The 22,329-nt window shown below is 63.3% G+C and carries 21 protein-coding genes; 4 read left to right on the forward strand and 17 right to left on the reverse strand.

The features are described 5' to 3' along the window. Positions 1–5 precede the first annotated feature (5 nt). The 7 genes from glpK to CLM60_RS00165 all read right to left on the reverse strand — a co-directional run bounded on the left by glpK (position 6) and on the right by CLM60_RS00165 (position 7,461). Positions 6–1,505, reverse strand: a complete 1,500-nt coding sequence (gene glpK, locus CLM60_RS00135; RefSeq protein WP_095587242.1) for a glycerol kinase GlpK — start codon at positions 1,503–1,505, stop codon at positions 6–8. Positions 1,506–1,508: 3 nt separating this feature from the next. Continuing rightward, positions 1,509–1,787 carry a DUF2160 domain-containing protein gene (locus tag CLM60_RS00140; protein WP_095587243.1) on the reverse strand — a complete coding sequence of 93 codons (279 nt, stop codon included), beginning with the start codon at positions 1,785–1,787 and terminating at the stop codon, positions 1,509–1,511. Continuing rightward, positions 1,787–2,584 (reverse strand): carbohydrate ABC transporter permease, encoded by a 798-nt coding sequence (locus CLM60_RS00145; RefSeq protein WP_095587244.1) that lies wholly within the window; start codon positions 2,582–2,584, stop codon positions 1,787–1,789. Before CLM60_RS00145 ends, CLM60_RS00140 begins: the two co-directional genes overlap by 1 nt. Before the next feature lie 12 nt (positions 2,585–2,596). Continuing rightward, entirely contained in the window at positions 2,597–3,460 is an 864-nt protein-coding gene (locus tag CLM60_RS00150) for a carbohydrate ABC transporter permease (RefSeq protein ID WP_095587245.1), read from the reverse strand. Between the two features lie 4 nt (positions 3,461–3,464). Continuing rightward, the gene (locus CLM60_RS00155) at positions 3,465–4,538 is read right to left on the reverse strand and encodes an ABC transporter ATP-binding protein (RefSeq protein ID WP_095587246.1); all 1,074 of its coding nucleotides are present in this window, start codon (positions 4,536–4,538) and stop codon (positions 3,465–3,467) included. An 11-nt stretch (positions 4,539–4,549) separates the two neighbouring features. Continuing rightward, on the reverse strand, positions 4,550–5,611 hold the full coding sequence (locus CLM60_RS00160) for an ABC transporter ATP-binding protein (RefSeq protein WP_095587247.1): 1,062 nt from the start codon (positions 5,609–5,611) through the stop codon (positions 4,550–4,552). Positions 5,612–5,724: 113 nt separating this feature from the next. Then, positions 5,725–7,461, reverse strand: coding sequence for an ABC transporter substrate-binding protein (locus CLM60_RS00165; RefSeq protein ID WP_095587248.1), 1,737 nt, complete (start codon positions 7,459–7,461; stop codon positions 5,725–5,727). Positions 7,462–7,610: 149 nt separating this feature from the next. Between CLM60_RS00165 and CLM60_RS00170 the strand changes: the two genes are divergently transcribed. Then, on the forward strand, positions 7,611–8,402 hold the full coding sequence (locus tag CLM60_RS00170) for a DeoR/GlpR family DNA-binding transcription regulator (protein WP_095587249.1): 792 nt from the start codon (positions 7,611–7,613) through the stop codon (positions 8,400–8,402). Beyond that, complete coding sequence (gene glpD / locus CLM60_RS00175; RefSeq protein WP_245848070.1) at positions 8,368–9,960, forward strand: glycerol-3-phosphate dehydrogenase; 1,593 nt, start codon at positions 8,368–8,370, stop codon at positions 9,958–9,960. The genes CLM60_RS00170 and glpD overlap by 35 nt, the downstream gene beginning before the upstream one ends. Positions 9,961–10,100: 140 nt before the next feature. Here glpD and CLM60_RS00180 read toward each other — a convergent pair whose 3' ends face one another. From CLM60_RS00180 to sucC, 8 genes are all read right to left on the reverse strand, one after another. Further along, positions 10,101–10,715: a hypothetical protein gene (locus CLM60_RS00180; protein WP_095587251.1), complete on the reverse strand. Its 615-nt coding sequence runs from the start codon at positions 10,713–10,715 to the stop codon at positions 10,101–10,103. A gap of 292 nt (positions 10,716–11,007) precedes the next feature. After that, positions 11,008–12,396: a dihydrolipoyl dehydrogenase gene (gene lpdA, locus CLM60_RS00185; protein WP_095587252.1), complete on the reverse strand. Its 1,389-nt coding sequence runs from the start codon at positions 12,394–12,396 to the stop codon at positions 11,008–11,010. Positions 12,397–12,527: 131 nt separating this feature from the next. Next, positions 12,528–12,917: an MAPEG family protein gene (locus tag CLM60_RS00190; RefSeq protein WP_095587253.1), complete on the reverse strand. Its 390-nt coding sequence runs from the start codon at positions 12,915–12,917 to the stop codon at positions 12,528–12,530. Then, positions 12,914–13,117: a hypothetical protein gene (locus tag CLM60_RS20580; protein WP_141246430.1), complete on the reverse strand. Its 204-nt coding sequence runs from the start codon at positions 13,115–13,117 to the stop codon at positions 12,914–12,916. Before CLM60_RS20580 ends, CLM60_RS00190 begins: the two co-directional genes overlap by 4 nt. Before the next feature lies 1 nt (position 13,118). Then, the gene (odhB, locus tag CLM60_RS00195) at positions 13,119–14,624 is read right to left on the reverse strand and encodes a 2-oxoglutarate dehydrogenase complex dihydrolipoyllysine-residue succinyltransferase (protein WP_095587254.1); all 1,506 of its coding nucleotides are present in this window, start codon (positions 14,622–14,624) and stop codon (positions 13,119–13,121) included. Between the two features lie 5 nt (positions 14,625–14,629). Next, the gene (locus CLM60_RS00200) at positions 14,630–17,590 is read right to left on the reverse strand and encodes a 2-oxoglutarate dehydrogenase E1 component (protein ID WP_095587255.1); all 2,961 of its coding nucleotides are present in this window, start codon (positions 17,588–17,590) and stop codon (positions 14,630–14,632) included. A gap of 99 nt (positions 17,591–17,689) precedes the next feature. After that, on the reverse strand, positions 17,690–18,571 hold the full coding sequence (gene sucD / locus CLM60_RS00205; RefSeq protein WP_095587256.1) for a succinate--CoA ligase subunit alpha: 882 nt from the start codon (positions 18,569–18,571) through the stop codon (positions 17,690–17,692). 5 nt (positions 18,572–18,576) lie between these two features. Beyond that, positions 18,577–19,770 carry an ADP-forming succinate--CoA ligase subunit beta gene (gene sucC / locus CLM60_RS00210; RefSeq protein ID WP_095587257.1) on the reverse strand — a complete coding sequence of 398 codons (1,194 nt, stop codon included), beginning with the start codon at positions 19,768–19,770 and terminating at the stop codon, positions 18,577–18,579. Between sucC and CLM60_RS20780 the strand changes: the two genes are divergently transcribed. Next, positions 19,763–20,059 (forward strand): hypothetical protein, encoded by a 297-nt coding sequence (locus tag CLM60_RS20780; RefSeq protein ID WP_176473741.1) that lies wholly within the window; start codon positions 19,763–19,765, stop codon positions 20,057–20,059. The two genes, sucC and CLM60_RS20780, sit on opposite strands and share 8 nt — an antisense overlap. A 9-nt stretch (positions 20,060–20,068) precedes the next feature. Here CLM60_RS20780 and mdh read toward each other — a convergent pair whose 3' ends face one another. Continuing rightward, positions 20,069–21,031 carry a malate dehydrogenase gene (gene mdh / locus CLM60_RS00215; RefSeq protein WP_036561338.1) on the reverse strand — a complete coding sequence of 321 codons (963 nt, stop codon included), beginning with the start codon at positions 21,029–21,031 and terminating at the stop codon, positions 20,069–20,071. 174 nt (positions 21,032–21,205) lie between these two features. Between mdh and CLM60_RS00220 the strand changes: the two genes are divergently transcribed. Beyond that, positions 21,206–21,946 carry a sulfite exporter TauE/SafE family protein gene (locus tag CLM60_RS00220; RefSeq protein WP_095587390.1) on the forward strand — a complete coding sequence of 247 codons (741 nt, stop codon included), beginning with the start codon at positions 21,206–21,208 and terminating at the stop codon, positions 21,944–21,946. Here CLM60_RS00220 and CLM60_RS00225 read toward each other — a convergent pair. Beyond that, a complete protein-coding gene (locus tag CLM60_RS00225; protein ID WP_176473742.1) occupies positions 21,943–22,251 on the reverse strand; it encodes a hypothetical protein in 309 nt (102 codons plus the stop codon). The two genes, CLM60_RS00220 and CLM60_RS00225, sit on opposite strands and share 4 nt — an antisense overlap. Positions 22,252–22,329: the final 78 nt, after the last annotated feature.

Below are 22,329 nucleotides of genomic sequence, written 5' to 3' on the forward strand. Positions count from 1 at the left end.
CCGGCTCAGCTTCCCAGGGTGCGGCGCACGGCGTCTTTCCAGCCTGCGACCTTTCCGGCGCGGGTCTGGGCATCCATCGCGGGCTGGAACCGGCGTTCCAGCGACCAGCTTTGCGCGAATTCGGTGGGGCCGGGGCAGATGCCCGCCTGCATCCCCGCCAGCCAGGCGGCCCCCAGCGCGGTGGTTTCCAGTACCTGTGGCCGGTCGACCGGCGCGCCCAGGATGTCGGACAGGAATTGCATCGTCCAGTCGCTGGCGCTCATCCCGCCATCGACACGCAGGATCGCCGGAGCCGTCCCCGCGCCATCGGCCATGTCCATCTGCATCGCGTCGATCAGATCGCGGGTCTGGAACCCCACACTTTCCAGCGCCGCACGGGCGAACTCCGCAGGCCCCGAATTGCGGGTCAGGCCAAAGATCGCGCCGCGACAATCGGGGTCCCAATAAGGCGCGCCAAGCCCAGTAAAGGCCGGCACCATGATCACGTTCTGCGCCGGATCGGCGGTTTCGGCCAGGGGCTGCGTCTCGGCGGCGGTTTCAATGATCTTCAACCCGTCGCGCAGCCATTGCACCACGGCCCCGGCGATGAAAATAGACCCCTCCAGCGCATAGGTCGGCTTGCCGTCCAGTTGATAGGCGATGGTGGTCAGCAGCCGGTTTTTCGATGCAACCGGCGTGTTCCCGGTGTTGATCAGGGCAAAACACCCGGTGCCATAGGTCGATTTGACCATGCCCCGGTCGAAACAGGCCTGACCGACCGTCGCCGCCTGTTGATCGCCCGCAACCCCCTGGATCGGAATTGCCGCGCCCAGGATATCGGGCTCGGTCGTGCCGAATTCCGCCGCGCTGTCGCGCACTTGCGGCAGCATCGCCTGCGGGATGTCGAACAACTCGCAGATCGGGGCCGACCATCGGTCATTGTGTATGTCGTAAAGCGCGGTGCGCGCGGCGTTGGTGGCGTCGGTCACGTGCGCCCGCCCGCCCGTCAGCCGCCAGATCAGATAGCTGTCGACGGTGCCGAACAGCAGATCGCCCTTTGCGGCGCGGTCCCGCGCGCCATCGACATTTTCCAGAACCCAGCGCAGCTTGGTCGCGGAAAAATACGGGTCCAGCAACAGCCCCGTGGTGTCGGCGATCAGCGCCTCGTGACCCTCGGCCTTCAGCTTGTGGCAATATTCGGCGGTGCGCCGATCCTGCCAGACGATGGCGTTATAGACCGGCTGGCCGGTGGTGCGGTCCCAGACCACGGTGGTTTCGCGCTGGTTGGTGATGCCGATGCTGGCGATATCCGCTGCGGTCAGCCCGGCCTTGGCGATGGCGGCGTGGGCGGCCCCGATCACCGTGGTCCACAGGTCCTGGGGGTCGTGTTCGACCCAGCCCGAGGCCGGGAAATGCTGCGGGAATTCGCGCTGGGCGATGGCAACGACCTGAAGCCCCGCGTCGAAGATGATCGCCCGGCTGGAGGTCGTGCCCTGATCGATCGACAGGATATAGGGGCCGGGCATCGCTCAGACCTTCCAGAAACAGAAAACGCCCCAGGCGATGGCCAGCCCCAGCGGCGCCCAAAGCGGCATGCCGACCAGCCCCAGCCACGCCAGAAAGATATAGACCGCCCCCAAAAGCGACAGGAACAGCCGGTCGCCCCGCGTGGTGGTCAGCCCCAGAACGCCGCGCCGTTCCTGCCCGCCGGGGTGGCGGATCTCGACCAGGGTCAGCACGCCAAGGGCGCTGAAGATCCCGATGAAGACCAATGCGGTGGGCCAGGTCCAGGCCATCCAGTTCAGCATCACACCCTCCCCAAGGCAAAGCCCTTGGCAATGTAGTTCCGAACGAAATAGATCACAATCGCGCCGGGAATGATCGTCAAGGTCCCCGCAGCCGCCAGCAGGCCCAGCTCGTACCCCGCCGATGATGCGGTGCGCGTCATCACGGCGGCAATCGGCTTGGCCTCGACCGCCGTCAGGGTCTTGGCCAGCAGCAGTTCCACCCACGAGAACATGAAGCAGAAGAACGCGGTCACGCCCACGCCCGCCTTGATCGTCGGCAGAAAGATCTGGACGAAAAAGCGGGGGAAGGAATAGCCGTCGACATAGGCGGTTTCATCCAGCTCTTTGGGCACACCGCCCATGAACCCCTCAAGGATCCAGACCGCCAGCGGGATGTTGAACAGGCAATGCGCCAGCGCCACCGCCAGATGCGTGTCGAATAGCCCGACCGCCGAATACAGCTGAAAGAAGGGCAGGGCAAAGACCGCCGCCGGGGCCATCCGGTTCGTCAGCAGCCAGAAAAACAGGTGCTTGTCCCCCAGGAACCGATAGCGGCTGAACGCATAGGCCGCAGGCAGCGCCACCGCGACCGAGATCACGGTGTTGATCGAAACATAGAGGATCGAGTTGATATAGCCCCAGTACCAGGTCGGATCGGTGAAGATCGCGGCATAGTTTTCCAGCGTGAAGGTCTGCGGGAAAAGCGAGAAGCCCGACAGGATCTCGTTCGTGGTCTTGAAGCTCATCGCGACCAGCCAATAGATCGGCAGCAGCAGGAACAGGATATAGAAAAGCGGGATCAGATAGCGCGGTTTCATGTGCCTGCCCCCTTAGGTGTTATCGTTCTTGGTCATGAGCGTATAGAACACCCAACTGACCAACAGCGTGATGGCGAAATAGATCAGCGACATCGCCGCCGCCGGACCCAGGTCGAACTGCCCCAGCGCGATCTTGACCAGATCAATCGACAGCAGCGTGGTGGAATTGCCCGGGCCACCGCCGGTCAGCGTGAAGGGCTCGGTATAGATGTTGAAGCTGTCCATGAACCGCAGCAGCACCGCGATGGTCAGAACCGTTTTCATCTTGGGCAGCTGGATATAGCGGAACACCGACCAGTTCGACGCGCCGTCGATCTTGGCCGCCTGGTAATAGGCATCGGGGATCGACACCAGCCCCGCATAGCACAACAGCACCACCAGCGATGTCCAGTGCCAGACATCCATCACGATCACCGTGATCCAGGCCGCCACGGGGTTCTGCGTCATGTCATAGGGGATGCCCAGCGTGTGGTTCAGGAAATAACCCAGCAATCCGATATCGGGCAGGGTAAAGATGTTCCACATCGACCCCACCACGTTCCACGGGATCAGCATCGGCAGCGCCATCGTCACCAGACAGACCGGCACCCAGAAGCCTTTGCGCGGCATGGAAAGCGCGATGATGATGCCCAGCGGGATCTCGATCGCCAGGATCAGGCCGGTGAACAGGAACTGCCGCCCCAGCGCGGCGTGGAAGCGGTCCGATTGCAGGATCTGCTGGAACCAGTCGAGCCCCTGCCAGAAGAACAGGTTGTCGCCGAATGTCTCCTGGACCGAATAATTCACCACGGTCATGATCGGGATCAGCGCGTTGAACGCCACCAGCACCAGCACCGGCAGGACGAAGAACCAGGCCTTTTGATTGACGGTTTTCATGTGGCTACCCCCTTGCCTCGGTCGCGAGCCAGCCATCGGCGTAAAGCCGGGTCTGGTCGGGCCGGAATTGCAGATGGACGGTGTCGCCCTTGGCGGGGCGGTCGCCCTCGGTCACGGCCGCGATGCGGGTGTCGCCCACCATGACCTCGACCACGTTGTGCCGGCCGATATCGGATGCCTTGCGCACCACGGCTTCGATGCCGCTATCGGCCAGCGACACGAATTCGGGCCGCACGCCGATCTCAGCCCTGGTCCCGATCTTGGTGATCGGCCCTTCCAGCGTCACGGGCTGGCCCCGGAAAAAGGCGCCGCCATCGCGCACCTCGCAGGGCAGGATGTTCATGCCGGGCGAGCCGATGAAATGGCCCACGAAGGTATGCGCGGGACGCTCGAACAGCTCGACCGGGGTGCCGATCTGCACGATCACGCCCAGATCCATCACCACGACCTGATCGGCGAAGGTCAGCGCCTCGGTCTGGTCGTGGGTGACATAGATCATCGTCGCGTTCACGCGCTGGTGCAGCTCTTTCAGCTTCGACCGCAGTTTCCATTTCAGATGCGGGTCGATCACGGTCAGCGGTTCGTCGAACATCACCACGTTCACATCGTTGCGCACCAGCCCGCGCCCCATCGAGATCTTTTGCTTGTTGTCCGGGCTCAGGTTCGCCGCGCGGGTGTCCAGCATCGACGTGACTTCCAGCATCTCGGCAATGGCGGTCACGCGCTCGCGCACGATCTTCTCGTCCCGTCCGCGATTGCGCAGCGGAAAGGCCAGATTGTCATAGACCGACATCGTGTCGTAGATGACCGGGAACTGGAACACCTGTGCGATGTTGCGCTTGTCGGGCGGCAGGGCGGTCATATCCCGGTCGTCGAACAGGATCTTCCCCTCGGACGGGACCAGCAGGCCCGAGATGATGTTCAGCAGCGTGGACTTGCCGCAGCCAGACGGGCCAAGCAGCGCATAGGCGCCGCCGTCTTCCCACACATGGTCGATTTCCTTCAGCGCGTAATCATCCGGGCCCGACGGGTTCGGCAGATAGCTGTGGCGCAGGTTTTGCAGGGTTATACGTGCCATTCGTGTCGTCCTCAGGCCACCAATGCGCCATCGGCGGCGAAATAGCGGCAGCGGCTTGGATCCATGAAAAACTGGTGCATCTCGCCGATTTCATAGGGGTGCACACCCTGGGCCAGCGATACCCAGTTGATGCCGCCCACGTCGAAATGGGCGCTGGATTCCGACCCGGTCAGCTCGGTGACCTGTACCTGTCCGCGCAGCGGCACCGTTGCGGTGTCCGAGCGATAGGGCAGGATGTTGTTGGGATGGATCGCCACGGTATAGGTCCCGTCGCTCAGGGTCGCCGCATCGCCGGTCAGCTGCCATGTGATGGCGCCCAGATGCGCGGTCGTCCCGCGTTTTTCGATCTGTGACACGTTGATCGGCGGGTCGGAAAACACGCGCGCGGCGGTCAGGTTCTGCGGGTTGCGATAAATCTCGGCCGTGGGGCCGAACTGCGCCACCGCGCCGTCATGCATCAGCGCGGTCGTGCCGCCCAGCAAAAGCGCCTCTTCGGGTTCAGAGGTGGCATAGACCACCACAGCGCCGCGCCCGGCCAGAATGTCGGGCAACTGATCGCGCAATTCCTCGCGCAGTTTGTAATCCAGGTTCGCCAGCGGCTCGTCCAGGAACACCGCGCGGCTTTCCTTGGCGATGGCGCGGGCCAGTGCGGTGCGCTGCTGCTGTCCGCCCGACAGCTCCTGCGGGCGGCGGTGCAGCATCGGGGTCAGCTGCAACAGTTTGGCGGCCTCTTCCACGCGGCCGGCGATTTCGGATTTCGCCATGCCCGCGATTTTCAGCGGCGAGGCGATGTTGTCGAACACCGTCATATGCGGATAGTTCACGAAAAACTGGTGCACCAGGCTGATATTGCGTTTCTGCGGCGACAGGCGGGTCACGTCTTGGCCGTCAAACGTAATCGTGCCGCTGGCGGCGGGATCCAGCCCCGCCATCAGCTTGATGAGCGAGGTCTTGCCCGCGCCGGTTTCGCCCAGCAGCACGTTGAAATGGCCGGCTTTCAGCGTCAGGGTCGTCGGCTTGATGTGGGTAACGGCGCCGACCTGTTTGGTGACTGCGTTCAGCTGAATGGTCATCGGTGTCGTCCTTTGCGCTGATCCTTGCGATCAGGCCCGGCCTTTGGTCTTGGTGGAAAGCGGGGCGGTGCCCGGGGGTGGCCGGACCGGGCGATCCCGGTCCGGCCGTTGGCTCAATTCTCGGCCCAGCGGGCAACCAGATCGTCATAGTTGACCGTCTCGCCCTGGGGCTTTTCGTTGTCCAGCTTGGCCTTGGCGCCGCCCTTGCCCAGCCATTCCGAGGGGTCTTTTTCCTCGTTCAGGCGCGGGCCGCAGCCGCCATAGACATTCGCGGCCTCGTCGGCGGCCTGCATCCGGGCCATGGTGATGTCCATCTCCTCGGCCAGGCGGTCCATCGCTTCCTGCGGCGTGAAGGCGCCAGAGTTCACGTCACCGATCTGCTGCCACCAGATCTGCGCCAGCTTCGGGTAATCGGGCACGTTCACACCGGTCGGCGACCAGGCCACACGGTCGGGCGAGCGATAGAACTCGACCAGACCCCCCAGCTTGGGCGCGCGTTCGGTGAAGCTTTCATGCCGGACCGAGCTGTCGCGGATGAAGGTCAGGCCGACATGGCTTTTCTTCACATCCACGGTCTTCGACACCGCGAACTGGGCATAGAGCCAGGCCGCCTGTGCGCGATCCTCGGGCGTGGAGTTCAGGAAGGTCCACGATCCCACGTCCTGATAGCCGACCTTCTGACCCTCTTCCCAATAGGGGCCATGCGGGCTGGGCGCCATCCGCCACAGCGGGTTGCCATCGGCATCCACCGTGTTGTTGCCGTCGGCCTGGGATTTCACCATGTCGGCGGTAAAGGCGGTGTACCAGAAGATCTGCTGTGCCACGTTGCCTTGGGAAAGCGCGGGCAGCGACTGATAGAAGTCATAGCTGGCCGCACCCGGCGGGGCATAGTTGCGCAGCCATTCGTCCCATTTGCGGATCGCATAGACCGCCGCCGGGCCGTTGGCCGCACCGCCGCGCGACACGCTGGCGCCGGCGGGGTTGCACGAGCCTTCTTCCATCCGGATGCCCCATTCGTCGATGGGCACGCCGTTGGGTTCGCCCACCGATCCGGCACCCGCCATCGACAGCCAGGCATCGGTCATGCGCCAGCCCAGATCGGGCGCGCGCTTGCCGTAATCCATGTGGCCATAGATCGTGGTGCCGTCGATTTCCTTTACGTCGTTGCTGAAGAATTCGGCAATATCCTCGTATGCCGACCAGTTGACCGGAACGCCCAGGTCATAGCCGTATTTTTCCTTGAACGCGGCTTTCAGATCCTCGCGGTCGAACCAGTCCTTGCGGAACCAGTAGAGGTTGGCGAATTGCTGGTCGGGCAGCTGGTACAGATCGCCATCCGGCCCGGTGGTGAACTGGATGCCCATGAAATCGTCCAGATCCAGGCCCGGGTTCGTGGTGGCGGCCCAGTCGCCGGCCATCTTGTCGGTCAGGTTGTATGCCAGCTGCAGCCGCGAATGCGTGCCGATCAGGTCGCTGTCATTGACGTAGCCGTCATAGAGGTTTCGCTTGGTCTGCATCTGGGTCTGCACCGCCTGGACGACCTCGCCCTCGCCCAGGATCTGGTGGTTGACCTTGATGCCGGTGATGTCCTCGAACGCCTTGGTCAGCACATCCGCTTCATAGCTGTGCGTCGGGATGCCTTCGGACAGGACGTTGATTTCCATCCCCGCAAAGGGCGCCGCCGCGTCGATGAACCACTGCATTTCGGCCAGTTGCTCGTCCCGGGTCAGCGCCGAAGGTTGAAATTCCTCATCCACCCATTTCTCGGCTGCGGCCATGTCGGCCAGGACAGCATTCGTACCCGCAATCACGGCCGACGCCGCAACAGCGGTGAGAAGATACTTACGCATCTCACTCCTCCCATTGATTTCTGTACGAGGCTCCTCCCCCGCTGAGGAAGGCATAAATGAACATAAACGAAAGCCAAACGAAAATAATTTCTGGATCGGCCCGGGCCGCTGGCGTATAGGAACCGAAGCGATATCCAAGGGAGAGGTGCATGGATCTGACGGCGCGACAGGAGAAAATCCTTTCATTGCTGCGCAGTGAAGGCCGTGTCGAGACCGAGGATCTGGCCCTGCGATTCGACGTGACCAGCCAGACGATCCGGCGCGATCTGGGCGAGCTGTGCGACCGTGGGCTGGCCGTGCGGACCCATGGCGGGGCCAAGCGGATCGCGTCCGTGGCGAATCGCGAATATCACGAGCGCCAGCAGCTGCGCGCGACCCAGAAAGAGGCGATGGCCAGCCTCGCCGCCTCGCTGATCCCCGACAATTGCTCGATCACGCTGAATATCGGCACCACCACCGAACAGGTGGCGCGCGCGCTGGTCGGGCATAAGGGGCTGGTCGTATTGTCCAACAATATCAACATCATCAATACGCTGATCGGCACCCCGCTGCGCGAGCTGATCCTGGTCGGCGGGGCCGTGCGCACCACCGATGGCGCGATTGTCGGGCAGGACGCAGTCGAGTTCATCTCGCGCTACAAGGTCGATTTCGCGGTGATCGGGGCCTCGGCGCTGGATCCCGATGGCGCGGTGCTGGATTTCGACGCGCGCGAGGTGTCGGTCGCCCGCGCGATCTTGCGCAATGCGCGGACGAAAATCCTGGTCTGCGATATCAGCAAGTTCGAACGCACCGCGCCGGTGCGGATCTGCGAGATCGGCGATCTGGACTACATGATCACCGACCGCGAGCCCCCCGCGCCATTTCGGGACGCAGCCCGGCACGGCGATACAGAAATCCTGGTAGCAGATGAAAGCCATGCACGGCCAATCGAACGGCACTGAACATCAGGTCCACGACCTGTTCATCATCGGCGGCGGCATCAATGGCTGCGGCATCGCCCGCGACGCGGCGGGGCGCGGGCTGAGCGTTGCGCTGGCGGAAATGAACGACCTGGCCTCGGCCACCTCCAGCGCGTCGACCAAGCTGTTTCATGGCGGGCTGCGTTATCTGGAATATTTCGAATTCCGTCTGGTGCGCGAGGCGCTGATCGAACGCGAGGTCCTGTTGCACGCCATGCCGCATATCGCGTGGCCGATGCGGTTCGTGCTGCCCTATCACCCCGATATGCGGTTCGAAGGCGGCACGCCGACCTCGGCCCTGCTGACCACGTTCATGCCGTGGATGAAGGGGCGGCGCCCCGCGTGGCTGATCCGGCTGGGCCTGTTCCTGTATGATCATCTGGGCGGGCGCAAGATCCTGCCCGGCACCGCAACGCTGGACCTGACCCGCGACCCGGCGGGCGCGCCGCTGAAGCCCAAGTTCCACAAGGCCTATGAATATTCCGATTGCTGGATCGAGGACGCGCGCCTTGTCGTCCTGAACGCCCGCGATGCCGCTACGCGTGGGGCCACGATCATGACCCGTACCCGTGTGGTATCGGCCGAACGCGCCGATGGCATCTGGCAGGTGACGGTGGACCGGGGCGGCGCACAGCAGGTGCTGCGCGCGCGGATGCTGGTCAACGCGGGCGGCCCTTGGGTGGGCGATATCATCCGCAACACCGTGCGCGCCAACAGCCGCGAAAGCGTGCGCCTTGTCCGCGGCAGCCATATCGTGACCCGGCGCCTGTTCGATCACGACAAATGCTATTTCTTCCAGGGCACCGATGGGCGCATCATCTTCGCGATCCCGTATGAGGGGGATTTCACCCTGATCGGCACCACCGATCAGGATCACCAGGACCCCAACGCGCCGCCCGTCTGCACGCCGGAGGAGAAAAACTATCTGATTGATTTTGCATCGCAATATTTCGCCCAGCCGATAGGCGCCGCCGATGTCGTCTGGACCTATTCCGGGGTGCGGCCGCTTTACGACGATGGCGCCAGTTCGGCCACTGCCGCGACGCGGGACTATGTGCTGAAGCTGGACACCACCGGCGGCGCGCCGCTGTTGAACGTGTTCGGCGGCAAGATCACCACCTATCGCAAACTGGCCGAGGCCGCGCTGGACCGGATCGCGACACAGCTGGATGGTGTGCCGGGGCCGTGGACGGCGGGCGTGCCCCTGCCGGGGGGGGATTTTCCCGTGGATGGTGTGGGGGATCAGATCCGCCGGCTACAGGCGGATTACCCCTTTCTGACGCCCGATTGGGCGCGCCGCCTGATCCGCGCCTATGGGACCGAGGCCTGGGTGCTTCTGGCCGATGCCCCGGACCAGGCCGCGCTGGGCGAGGATTTTGGCGCGACCATCACCGCGCGCGAGGTCGACTGGGCGATGGCACGGGAATGGGTGTGCACGGCCGAGGATTTCCTGTGGCGGCGAACCAAGCTGGGCCTGAAGCTGGACAAGGCGCAACAGGCCCGCGTGGCGGCCTATATCGCGGAAAAACGGGCGGTGTGACCGAACGCAAAAGGCGCGAATGCCAAACACACGGGCGGCACGATCAACTTGCAACTGAGCCGCTCAGGGAGGTGAACCCACCGTAAGGCCGCTTGACCTTCGCAGGAGCGACGCAGGCGGGTTTAAGTACAGCGCTGAATTCAGGAGCGTTCAGCGGTGATGAAATCTGGCCGGACCTCCTTACGATAGGCTTCCATGATTTCCGCCTCGGACTTTCCAAAACGCTGTTTCAGCAAGGGTCCAAGCGCGTTCATAAAATGCTGCGGATCTTTTGCGAACTTCGGAAAGGCAAGAAAGGTTGTAGGGATTTCATATGCCGCCAAGGGATAAATCACGTTGAAGAGCTGTCGCGCAAGAACGGCCTCCTGTCCTTCCAGACTCGTCGCTTTCCAAAACCCTCCGGGGACAGATTCTTCGGGCCGCGCGTTAGACCGTTTTTGCACCAAGTCGCGGCTTCTTGCAGCTATTGCCAATTCCCTGATGGGGATGATGCAATGATCAATCTTGCACCAGCTCTCTTCCAGACAGTCGCGCAGATTGTCAGTGGCGTGCGGGCTTTTAATGATTTCGGGCAGCTTTCGCTTTTTCGCGAATTTCAGGTTCTTTTCCAAACCTGCTTTGCCTTCGCGCTTTTCGATTTCGGCGATGTCTTCCTGAGTGAAACCAGTATCCAGACCCAGCCTGGTGAAAATCCGTACAAGCAGGGTTGTGCCCGCTCGGCCGGTGCCGGTGATAAGGATATGACCGCGTTCCATGCGAACCTCTTTCGATACGAAGCGTTGAATGCACATTAGCGCGGACTGTGAGAGAGTACATCCGTGAAAGGATGCGCGCTGCTCGAGCAACACACGATACGCAAAGGCCCGCGTCTTAGCCCCGCGCAGTCTGCGTGTTCGGGATCGGGGGCTTCGGCGATTGCTGCTGACCTGTCAATCTGAGGGGCCGCGTTACGGGGTGGCGTAGTTTCGGCCGATTTGCGTATTTGCATGGTCAGGCGGCGACAGCACCCCAAGTGTGGGCGCATCCGTCGGGATGCGCCCTGATCAGTTAGGCGTGGATCGCCCCGTCGCCGCAGGCCAGCGCGGCTTCGCGCACCGCCTCGGAATAGGTCGGGTGGGCGTGGCAGGTCAGCGCCAGATCCTGAGCCGAGGCGCCGAATTCCATCGCGACGCAGACCTCGTGGATCAGGTCACCCGCAGCCGGGCCGATGATATGGGCGCCCAGGATGCGGTCGGTGTCCTTGTCGGCCAGCAGCTTGACGAAACCCTCGCCCTGGAACACCGCCTTGGCGCGGGCATTACCCATGAAGCTGAACTTGCCGACCTTATAGGCGCGACCCTCTTCCTTGAGCTGTTCCTCGGTCTTGCCAACGCTCGCGACCTCGGGGGCGGTATAGATCACGCCGGGGATGACGTCGTAATTCACATGGCCATGCTTGCCGGCGATGACTTCGGCGACGGCCATGCCCTCGTCCTCGGCCTTGTGGGCCAGCATCGGGCCCTCGATCGCATCGCCGATGGCATAGACGCCTTTGACATTCGTGGCCCAATGGGCGTCGGTCTTGATCTGGCCGCGGGGCAGAACCTCGACCCCCAGCGCGTCCAGGCCCAGCCCGTCGGTGAAGGGTTTGCGGCCCGTGGCGACCAGAACGGTATCGGCTTCGAGCGTCGCCTCGCTGTCGTCCTTGCGCAGCTTGTAGGTGACCTTGGCCTTGGTCTTGGTCGCGTCGACCTTTTGCACAGCGGCGCCCAGGATGAAGTCAAGCCCCTGTTTCTTCAGCAGCTTCTGGAAGCTGCGCGCAACCTCGGCATCCATGCCCGGCGTGATGTGATCCAGGAATTCGACCACGGTGACTTCGGCCCCCAGCCGGGCATAGACCGAGCCCATTTCCAGCCCGATCACACCGGCGCCGATCACGACCAGCTTCTTGGGGATCTTGCCCAGTTCCAGCGCGCCGGTCGAGGTCACGACGACCTTTTCGTCGATCTCGACCCCGGGCAGCGACGATGCCTCGGACCCCGTCGCGATCACGATGTTCTTGGCGTTGTGCACCTCGTCACCCACCTTGACCTGACCGGCGGCGGGGATCGAGCCCCAGCCCTTGAGCCAGTCGATCTTGTTCTTCTTGAACAGGAATTCGATGCCCTTGGTGTTCTGGCCGATCACGTCATCCTTGTAGGACAGCATCTGTTTCCAGTCGACGCTGGGCGATTTGCCCTTCAGCCCCATGGTGGCGAAGTTGTGCTCGGCCTCGTGCAGGGAATGGGTCGCGTGCAGCAGCGCCTTGGACGGGATGCAGCCCACGTTCAGGCAGGTGCCGCCCAGGGTCTCGCGCCCTTCGACACAGGCGGTTTTCAGCCCCAGCTGGGCACAGCGGATGGCGCAGACATAGCCGCCCGGGCCGCCGCCGATTACGATCACATCATAGTCTGCCATGGGTATCTCCTATGGTCTGGTTTGTTGCGGTGCGCGCGGGTGCGCGGTGTGTCGGGCGGGGCAGGGGGCTTTCCGCCCCCTCTTGGCCTGTGGCCAATTCACCCCCGAGAGTATTTTGGGAACAATGAAGGTCATAGAAGTGCGGCCAGCAGAATCGCCACGGTGGCGAAGAACCCGACGCCCCAGATCAGCGACCGCCAGGGGCTGAGACCCAGGGCATAGGCCGGGACATAAGCCACGCGGGCGGCCAGGTAGACCCAGGCGCAGCTGGCGGTATAGGGCGTGGCCTGATCCGACAGGGTGGTGACCAGAACGGCGATGGTGAAGAGGATCAGCCCCTCGAAATGGTTATTCATGGCCCGTTGAAGCCGTCCGGCCAGCCCCGTCAGTTGCACCGGTGTGTCACGTGGGCCCATTGCGGTTTTAGGGCCGACCTGCATGTTGGCGGTGATCGAATAGGCCAGGAATTGCAGGACTTGCAGCAGGGCGGCGAGGGTGAGGGCGGTGAGTTCGGGGGTCATGGTTTTTCTGTTCTGACCGCAATTTTTCGGGCTGGTTGCGGACGTTGATAGCCCGTGATGCAGTTGGGGCGCAGCCAATGCCGTGCATTTGGCGCGTCTGGTTCATGGTCGCCGTTAAGGGCGCGGTAGATCTGTGTGGCGCCGGCGACGTCGTGAACGTCGCCGGGCTTGATTTTGATTTCCGACGGGTCGGAACCCACCTTACAGATCCATCAGCAGGCGGCGCGGGTCTTCCAGTGCCTCTTTCACGCGGACCAAGAAGGTCACGGCGCCTTTGCCGTCGACGATGCGGTGGTCGTAGGAAAGCGCCAGGTACATCATCGGGCGGATCTTGATCTCGCCGTTGATGACCATCGGGCGGTCCTGGATCTTGTGCATGCCCAGGATACCCGATTGCGGCGGGTTCAGGATGGGCGAGGACATGAGCGAGCCGTAGACACCGCCGTTCGAGATGGTGAAGGTGCCGCCCTGCATTTCGGCCATGCTGAGCTTTCCGTCGCGGGCGCGCTTGCCTTTTTCGGCGATGGCCTTCTCGATCTCGGCAAAGGACATCTGGTCGGCGTCGCGGATGACCGGAACGACCAGCCCCTGCGGCGTGCCCGCGGCGATGCCCATATGCACGAAGTTCTTGTAGACGATGTCGGTGCCGTCGATTTCGGCGTTGACCTCGGGCACCTCTTTCAGGGCGTGGCAGCAGGCCTTGGTGAAGAAGGACATGAAGCCCAGGCGGACGCCGTGCTTCTTCTCGAACAGGTCCTTGTATTCCTTCCGCAGGGCCATGGTTTCGGTCATGTCCACCTCGTTATAGGTGGTCAGCATGGCGGCGGTGTTCTGGCTGTCCTTCAGGCGCTTGGCGATGGTCTGGCGCAGCTTGGTCATCTTGACGCGCTCTTCGCGGGCGGCGTCGTCGGCGGGCACCGGCGCGCGCGGGGCGGCAGCCGGGGCGGGCGCGGCGGCGGCTGTGGCACCGGCGGCCAGGGCCTTTTGCACGTCTTCCTTCATCACGCGGCCATCGCGGCCCGAGCCCTGGACCTGATCGGCCGAAAGGCCCGCTTCGGCCATCATCTTGTTGGCCGAGGGCGCGTTTTCCACGTCCTTGCCGCTGGTGGCCGGGGCGGGTGCGGCCGCAGGCGCGGCAGGGGCCGCAGCGGCGGCGCCGTCACCGGTGGACAGCACGGCCAGCTTGGCGGTGGCGTCCACGGTGGTGCCTTCGGGGGCGACGATTTCGGTTAGTGTGCCCGCAGCGGGGGCCGGAACCTCGACCGAGACCTTGTCGGTTTCCAGCTCGCACAGCATCTCGTCCTGGGCCACGGTATCGCCCACGGATTTGAACCAGGTCGACACGGTGGCTTCGGTCACGGATTCGCCCAGCGTGGGCACCATGACATCGACCGATTTGCCGCCTGCGGCTGCGGCGGGCGCGGCTTCGGCGCTGTCGGTGGCGGCGGGTTTGGCGGTGTCGGCACCGGCGCCTTCGGCGATCGTGGCCAGCAGGGCGTCCACCCCCACCGTATCGCCTTCGGCGGCGACGATCTCGCCCAGCGTCCCGGCGGCGGGGCTGGGAACCTCGACCGTGACCTTGTCGGTTTCCAGCTCGCACAGCATCTCGTCGACCGCGACGGTATCGCCGGGCTTCTTGAACCAGGTGGCGACCGTTGCCTCGGTCACGCTTTCGCCCAGGGTCGGAACACGTACTTCAATGGACATGGGTCTTATTTCCCTTCGATCGTCAGCGCTTCGTTCACGAGCGCCTGTTGTTGTGCTTTGTGCGCGGCGGCCAGACCGGTCGCGGGCGAGGCCGAGGCATTCCGGCCTACATAGCGCGGGCGCGGGTGTTTCGATTTGATGCGGGTCAGGACCCATTCGATATTGGGTTCGACGAAGAACCAGGCGCCCTGGTTCTTGGGCTCTTCCTGGCACCAGACGATTTCAGCCTGCTTGAACCGTTCCAGCTCCTTGACCAGGCTGATCGCGGGGAACGGATAGAACTGTTCCAGCCGCAGCAGATAGATGTCGTCGATGCCGCGCGCGTCGCGTTCCTCGAGCAGGTCGTAATAGACCTTGCCCGAACACATCACCACGCGCTTGATCTTCTTGTCCTCGACCAGCGTGACCTCGGAATTGCCCTGTTCGGCATCGTCCCACAACACGCGGTGGAAGGACGACCCGGTGGTGAATTCGTCGGACGTGCTGACGGCCAGCTTGTGGCGCAGCAGGGATTTCGGCGTCATCAGCACCAGCGGCTTGCGGAAGTCGCGGTGTAGCTGGCGGCGCAGGATGTGGAAATAGTTCGCGGGCGTCGAGCAGTTGGCGACGATCCAGTTATCCTCGGCGCACATTTGCAGGAAGCGTTCCAGCCGGGCCGAGCTGTGCTCGGGGCCCTGGCCCTCGAACCCGTGGGGCAGCAGCATCACCAGACCCGACATCCGCAACCATTTGCGTTCGCCCGAGCTGATGAACTGGTCGAACATGATCTGCGCGCCGTTGGCGAAATCGCCGAACTGGGCTTCCCACATCACCAGCGCGTTGGGTTCGGCCAGCGAATAGCCGTATTCGAAACCCAGCACCGCGTATTCGCTGAGCGCGGAGTCGATCACCTCGTACCGGCCCTGGCCCTCGCGGATGTGGTTCAGCGGATAGTAACGCTCTTCGGTCTCCTGATCGATAAAGGCCGAATGCCGCTGGCTGAAGGTGCCGCGCGTGCTGTCCTGACCGGCCAGACGCACCGGGTAGCCTTCGGTCAGCAGGCTGCCAAATGCCAGCGCCTCGGCCGTGGCCCAGTCGAAGCCCTCGCCGCTGGCGAACATCTCTTTCTTGGTGTCCAGCAGACGCCCGACCGTGCGGTGCAGCGGAAAGCCATCGGGCGCGCGGGTCAGGGCGGTGCCGATCTCTTGCAGCGTTTCCTCGGAGATCGAGGTTTCGCCACGCTGATAATCCTCGCCCTCGCGGTCCAGATGCGACCAGCGCCCGTCCAGCCAGTCGGCCTTGTTGGGCTTGAATTCCTTGCCGGCCTCGAACTCTTCGTTCAGATGCGCCTGGAAGGCGGCCTTCATGTCCTCGATCTCGCCCTCGGGGATCAGCCCGTCCTGCACCAGCCGCTCGGTATAAAGCTGAAGCGTAGTCTTGTGGGTCTTGATCCGCTTGTACATGACCGGGTTGGTGAACATGGGCTCGTCGCCCTCGTTGTGACCGAACCGGCGATAGCAGAACATGTCGATGACCACGTCCTTGTGGAATTTCTGCCGGAATTCGGTCGCCACCTTGGCGGCGTGAACCACGGCCTCGGGGTCGTCGCCATTGACGTGGAAGATCGGCGCCTCGACCACCAGCGCGTTGTCGGTGGGATAGGGGGACGAACGGCTGAAATGCGGCGCGGTGGTAAAGCCGATCTGGTTGTTCACCACGATGTGGATCGTGCCGCCGGTGCGGTGACCGCGCAGGCCCGACAGGGCGAAACATTCCGCCACGACACCCTGACCGGCAAAGGCCGCGTCACCATGCAACAGCACCGGGATCACCGAATGATGTTCGGGGTCGTTGTTCTGGTCGCATTTCGCGCGCGCCTTGCCCAGGACGACGGGGTTCACCGCCTCCAGGTGGCTGGGGTTCGCGGTCAGCGACAGGTGGACCTTGTTGCCGTCGAACTCACGGTCGGAACTGGCGCCCAGGTGGTATTTCACGTCGCCCGATCCATCCACATCCTCGGGCTTGAAGCTGCCGCCCTGGAATTCGTTGAAGATCGCGCGGTAAGGCTTGCTCATCACGTTGGCCAGAACCGACAGACGGCCGCGGTGGGGCATGCCGATGACGATGTCATTCACGCCCAGGCTGCCGCCACGCTTGATGATCTGTTCCATGGCGGGCACCAGCGCCTCGCCCCCGTCCAGGCCGAACCGCTTCGTGCCCATGTATTTGACGTGCAGGAACTTCTCGAAGCCCTCGGCCTCGACCAGCTTGTTAAGGATCGCCTTGCGCCCCTCGCGGGTAAAGGCGATTTCCTTGCCGAAGCCTTCGATCCGCTCTTTCAGCCACGAGGCCTGTTCGGGGTCGGAAATATGCATGTATTGCAGCGCGAAAGTGCCGCAATAGGTGCGCTGCACGATCTCGATGATCTGCCGCATCGAGGCCATTTCCAGCCCCAGCACCTTGTCGATGAAGATCGGACGATCCATGTCGGCATCGGTGAAGCCATAGGATTTGGGGTCCAGCTCGGGATGCGGGGTCTGATCGCGCATGCCCAGCGGGTCCAGATCGGCCACCAGATGGCCCCGGATGCGATAGGCGCGGATGATCATCAGCGCGCGGATCGAATCCAGCACGGCGCGCTTGATCTGGGCGTCCGAGACCTCGACCCCCTTCTCGGCGGCCTTGGCCTTGATCTTGTCACCGGCGGCCTTCGCCTCGGGCGCGGCGGGCCACTGCCCGTCCAGCGCGGCGGTCAGATCGTCATTGGGTTGCGGCGGCCAGTCGGCGCGCGCCCAGCTGGGGCCCTGCGCCTCGGCCTTCACGTCCAGCTCGGCATCGCCCAGCTGGCGGAAAAACTCCTGCCACGCCGCGTCAACCGCATTGGGGTCGCTGGCATAGCGGGCATACATCTGTTCCAGGTATTCGGCATTATGCCCCTGCATGAAGCTGGAGGCATGGAAGACGTCGTTGGGGCTGTGTTCGGTCATTGCGGTCTCCCGTTGAAGGCTGTTCCCAAAATGCGGCCCCATCCGGGGCCAAGCCTTTTTGTGTGATCCGAGCCCTGTCAGGCCCGGATCGGTTGGCTCTTAACCAATCGCTTTCAGTACGGCTTCGCCCAGGCCCGCGGGGCTGTCGGCGACGACGATGCCGGCCTCTTTCATGGCCGCGATCTTGTCGTCGGCACCGCCCTTGCCACCGGCGACGATGGCGCCCGCGTGGCCCATGCGGCGGCCCGGAGGCGCCGTGCGGCCGGCGATAAAGCCCGCGGTGGGTTTCCAGCGGCCCTTCTTGCGCTCGTTGGCCAGGAATTCGGCGGCTTCCTCTTCGGCAGAGCCACCGATTTCGCCGATCATGATGATCGACTGGGTCTCGTCATCGGACAGGAACATATCCAGCACCTCGATATGCTCGGTGCCCTTGATCGGGTCGCCACCGATGCCCACGGCGGTCGACTGGCCCAGACCCGCATCGGCGGTCTGCTTGACGGCCTCGTAGGTCAGGGTGCCGGACCGGCTGACAACTCCGACCGAGCCACGCTTGTGGATGTGGCCGGGCATGATGCCGATCTTGCACGCGTCGGGCGTGATGATGCCGGGGCAGTTCGGGCCGATCAGGCGCGACGCGCTGCCTTCGAGCGCTTTCTTGACCTTCATCATGTCCAGCACCGGGATGCCTTCGGTGATGCAGACAATCAGCTCCATCTCGGCATCGATCGCTTCCAGGATCGAATCCGCGGCGAAGGGCGGGGGCACATAGATGACCGACGCGTTGGCTTCGGTCACATGCTTGGCCTCGTGCACCGAGTTGAAGACCGGCAGGCCCAGATGGGTCTGCCCGCCCTTGCCCGGCGTCACGCCGCCGACCATCTTGGTGCCATAGGCGATGGCCTGTTCCGAGTGGAAGGTGCCCTGCGAGCCGGTGAAGCCCTGACAGATGACCTTGGTGTTTTCGTCTACGAGAATGGCCATCGATCTTACCCCTTCACCGCTTTCACGATTTTCTCCGCACCATCCGACAGGTTGTCGGCGGCAATGACGTTCAGGCCAGAGGTGTTGATGATCTCTTTGCCCTTGTCGACATTGGTGCCTTCCAGGCGGACGACCAGCGGAACCTGCAGGCCGACTTCCTTGACCGCGGCGACAACGCCCTCGGCGATGACGTCACAGCGCATGATGCCGCCGAAGATGTTGACCAGGATGCCTTTGACATTCGGGTCCGAGGTGATGATCTTGAACGCCTCGGTCACCTTTTCCTTGGTGGCGCCACCGCCCACGTCCAGGAAGTTGGCGGGTTCGGCGCCGTACAGCTTGATGATGTCCATCGTCGCCATGGCCAGACCCGCGCCATTCACCATGCAGCCGATCTCGCCGTCCAGCGCGATATAGTTCAGGTCGTATTTCGACGCTTCGAGTTCCTTGGGGTCCTCTTCGGTCGTGTCGCGCAGTTCCGCGATGTCGGGGTGGCGATAGACCGCGTTGCCGTCAAAGCCCAGCTTGGCGTCCAGAACCTTCAGGCTGCCCGCATCGGTGACGATCAGCGGGTTGATTTCCAGCATCTCCATGTCCTTCTCGACGAAGGCCTTATAGAGGATGCCCATCAGCTTGACGCATTCCTTGACCTGCGCGCCTTCCAGCCCCAGGGCAAAGGCGATGCGGCGGCCGTGGAACGGCATGTAACCCGTCGCGGGGTCGACGCTGAAGCTCAGGATCTTTTCGGGGGTCGCGGCGGCGACTTCCTCGATGTCCATGCCGCCCTCGGTCGAGCAGACGAAGGAAATGCGGCTGGTCTGGCGATCCACCAGCAGGGCCAGGTAAAGCTCGGTCTCGATGCCCGAACCGTCTTCGATATAGATGCGGTTGACCTGTTTGCCCGCCGGGCCGGTCTGATGCGTGACCAGGGTGCGGCCCAGCATCTTTTTCGCTTCCTCTGCGGCTTCCTCGACCGACTTGGCCAGGCGGACACCGCCTTTTTCGCCAGCCTCGGCTTCCTTGAAGCTGCCCTTGCCGCGGCCGCCCGCGTGGATCTGGGCCTTGACCACCCAGAGCGGTCCACCCATTTCGCCGGCTGCGGTTTTGGCGTCTTCGGCTTTCAGAACGACGCGGCCATCCGAGACCGGGGCGCCATAGTCGCGAAGCAATGCCTTCGCCTGATATTCATGAATGTTCATGAAACTGTCCCGTGTTGGTTCCTCTCCCTTGCCTTGTGGCACGGGCTTTGGGGCAGATGAAACCTGTTTACGCTCACAACCGGGTCAGGGTGGCAATTTTCCGCCTTTTGTGATCACGGGCTTGAAAAGTGTGATCACAAAATATGTCCCGCGGCGGGACCGGCCCCGGGAATCAAGGGAATTTGGGAAAATTGAAACGCGTTTTAAAGCGAATGCCAAGCATTTGCGCCGGGCGTGGGCAAAAGAAAACGCCGCCCGGTTGGGGCGGCGTTACGTATTCCGTTGGTGATCGGGTCGATCAGGCCAGGCTGCCGTCGATGCCCTTGCACGCCTCGACCAGGCCTTTGACCGCGTCGACCGACTTGTCGAACATGGCCTGCTCGTCCTTGTTCATCTTGATGTCGACGACCTTTTCGATCCCGCCGGCGCCGATGATGGTGGGCACGCCCACATACATGCCGTCCAGCCCGAACTCGCCGTCACAGAAAGCCGCGCAGGGCAGCAGGCGCTTCTGATCTTTCAGATAGGCTTCGGCCATTTCGATGGCGCTGGTGGCCGGCGCATAGAAGGCCGAACCGGTCTTCAGCAGGCCCACGATCTCGGCGCCGCCGTCACGGGTGCGCTGGATGATCGAGTCCAGTTTTTCCTGCGTTGTCCAGCCCATTTCCACCAGGTCGGGCAGCGGGATGCCGGCGACGGTGGAATAGCGGGCCAGCGGCACCATCGTGTCGCCATGGCCGCCCAGAACGAAGGCGGTCACGTCCTTCATCGACACGTCGAATTCCAGGCTCAGGAAGTGGCGGAAACGCGCGCTGTCCAGAACGCCGGCCATGCCGCAGACCTTGTTTGCGGGCAGGCCCGAGAATTGCTGCAGCGCCCAGACCATCGCGTCCAGCGGGTTGGTGATGCAGATCACGAACGCGTCGGGCGCGTTGTCGCGGATGCCTTCGCCGACGGCTTTCATGACTTTCAGGTTGATGCCCAGCAGGTCGTCGCGGCTCATGCCCGGCTTGCGCGGCACACCGGCGGTCACGATGCAGACATCGGCGCCCGCGATATCGGCATAGCTCTGGGTGCCTTTCAGGCGTGCGTCAAACCCTTCGGACGGTCCGGATTCGGCGATATCGAGCGCTTTGCCCTCGGGAACACCTTCGGCGATATCGAAGAGAACCACATCCCCCAGTTCCTTCATCGCGGCAAGATGGGCAAGCGTGCCCCCGATCTGACCTGCGCCGATCAGCGCAATCTTGGGTCTGGCCATGTCAAACAGTCCTGATCTTGTTGAAATTGCGCGAATGCCTAGCCCCTTGGGCCGCATCGCGCAAGCCTGCTGCGGTGCAGCGGCGGGGCGGAACGCGCTTTCAGGCCAGCGCCGAACGGTCTAAATCGGTTGAAACCGTGGGTTTTCGAAGGGTCGGCCAGAGTGCAGTTCGACATGCTATTTTTCGCGCTGGCCATACCGGCGGTTGTGTTCGCCGGGGTGTCCAAGGCCGGATTCGGGTCGGGCGCGGCCTTTGCCGCGACGCCGATTCTGGCGCTGATCCTGGATCCGGCGATGGCGCTGGGGATGATGTTGCCGCTGCTGATGCTGGTCGATGCGGTGACCCTCAGGCCCTATTGGCGGCAATGGGACTGGCGGTCGTCGCGGCACCTGATCCTGGGGGCGGTGCCGGGCGTTGCGCTGGGCGCGTTCTTCTATACCGCCGCGGACCCGGACCTGTTGCGACTGTTCATCGGCGGAATGGCGATCGCGTTCGTTCTGTTCCAGCTGTCGGTACGGATGCGCTGGCTGCGCTATCGCGTGCGGCCCTTTCACCACGGCGTCGGTATGGTTGCCGGTCTGTTCGCGGGGTTTTCCAGTTTCGTCAGCCATGCGGGCGGGCCGCCGGTCGCGGTCTATCTGCTGGCGCAGGGGCAGTCGAAAACCGTCTATCAGGCGACATCGGTGCTGGTCTTCTGGGCGATCAACCTGACGAAATTCGTGCCCTATGTCTTTCTGGGCATCTTCACCGCCGACACGCTGCGGGCGGATCTATATCTGGCGCCCTTTGCGCTCCTCGGCGCCTGGCTGGGGGTCAAGGCGCACCGGCTTGTGCCCGAGCGCGCGTTCTTCATCCTGACCTATGTCCTGCTGATCGTGACGGGCAGCAAGCTGATCTGGGACGCGCTGGGCTAAAGCGGCAGCCCGGCGGGGCGCAACGCCTCGGCCACGGGCTCATAGGCCTGGCCAACCGCCACCACGCAGGTCGTGCCGTTCGGGGCGGTGACGGTTATCGTCCAGCTGCCGGTTTCGGCGGATGCGTAAAGCTCCATCATCGTGTTGTTGGGGTTCAGCCCCATCACCTGGCGGCTTTCGCCATAGCGTTCGGTCAGTTGCGCCACCACCGTATCGCGCGGGGCGCAGCGGCTGGGCTCGGCCCGTGTCATGGCCGGGGCGATCAGGGAAAACAGGCCGCAAACGGCCACAAGCTTGGCTGTCATCGTTCGTTCCTTTGGATCTGGTCCCTGCGTCTGCCGGTTCATCGGCTTGGGGAAACTGTGCGCTTGCGGGTCGCAAAA

Origin of the sequence: Actibacterium ureilyticum (genome assembly GCF_002285435.1) — a bacterium.
GTDB classification, from domain to species: Bacteria; Pseudomonadota; Alphaproteobacteria; order Rhodobacterales; family Rhodobacteraceae; genus Actibacterium_C; species Actibacterium_C ureilyticum.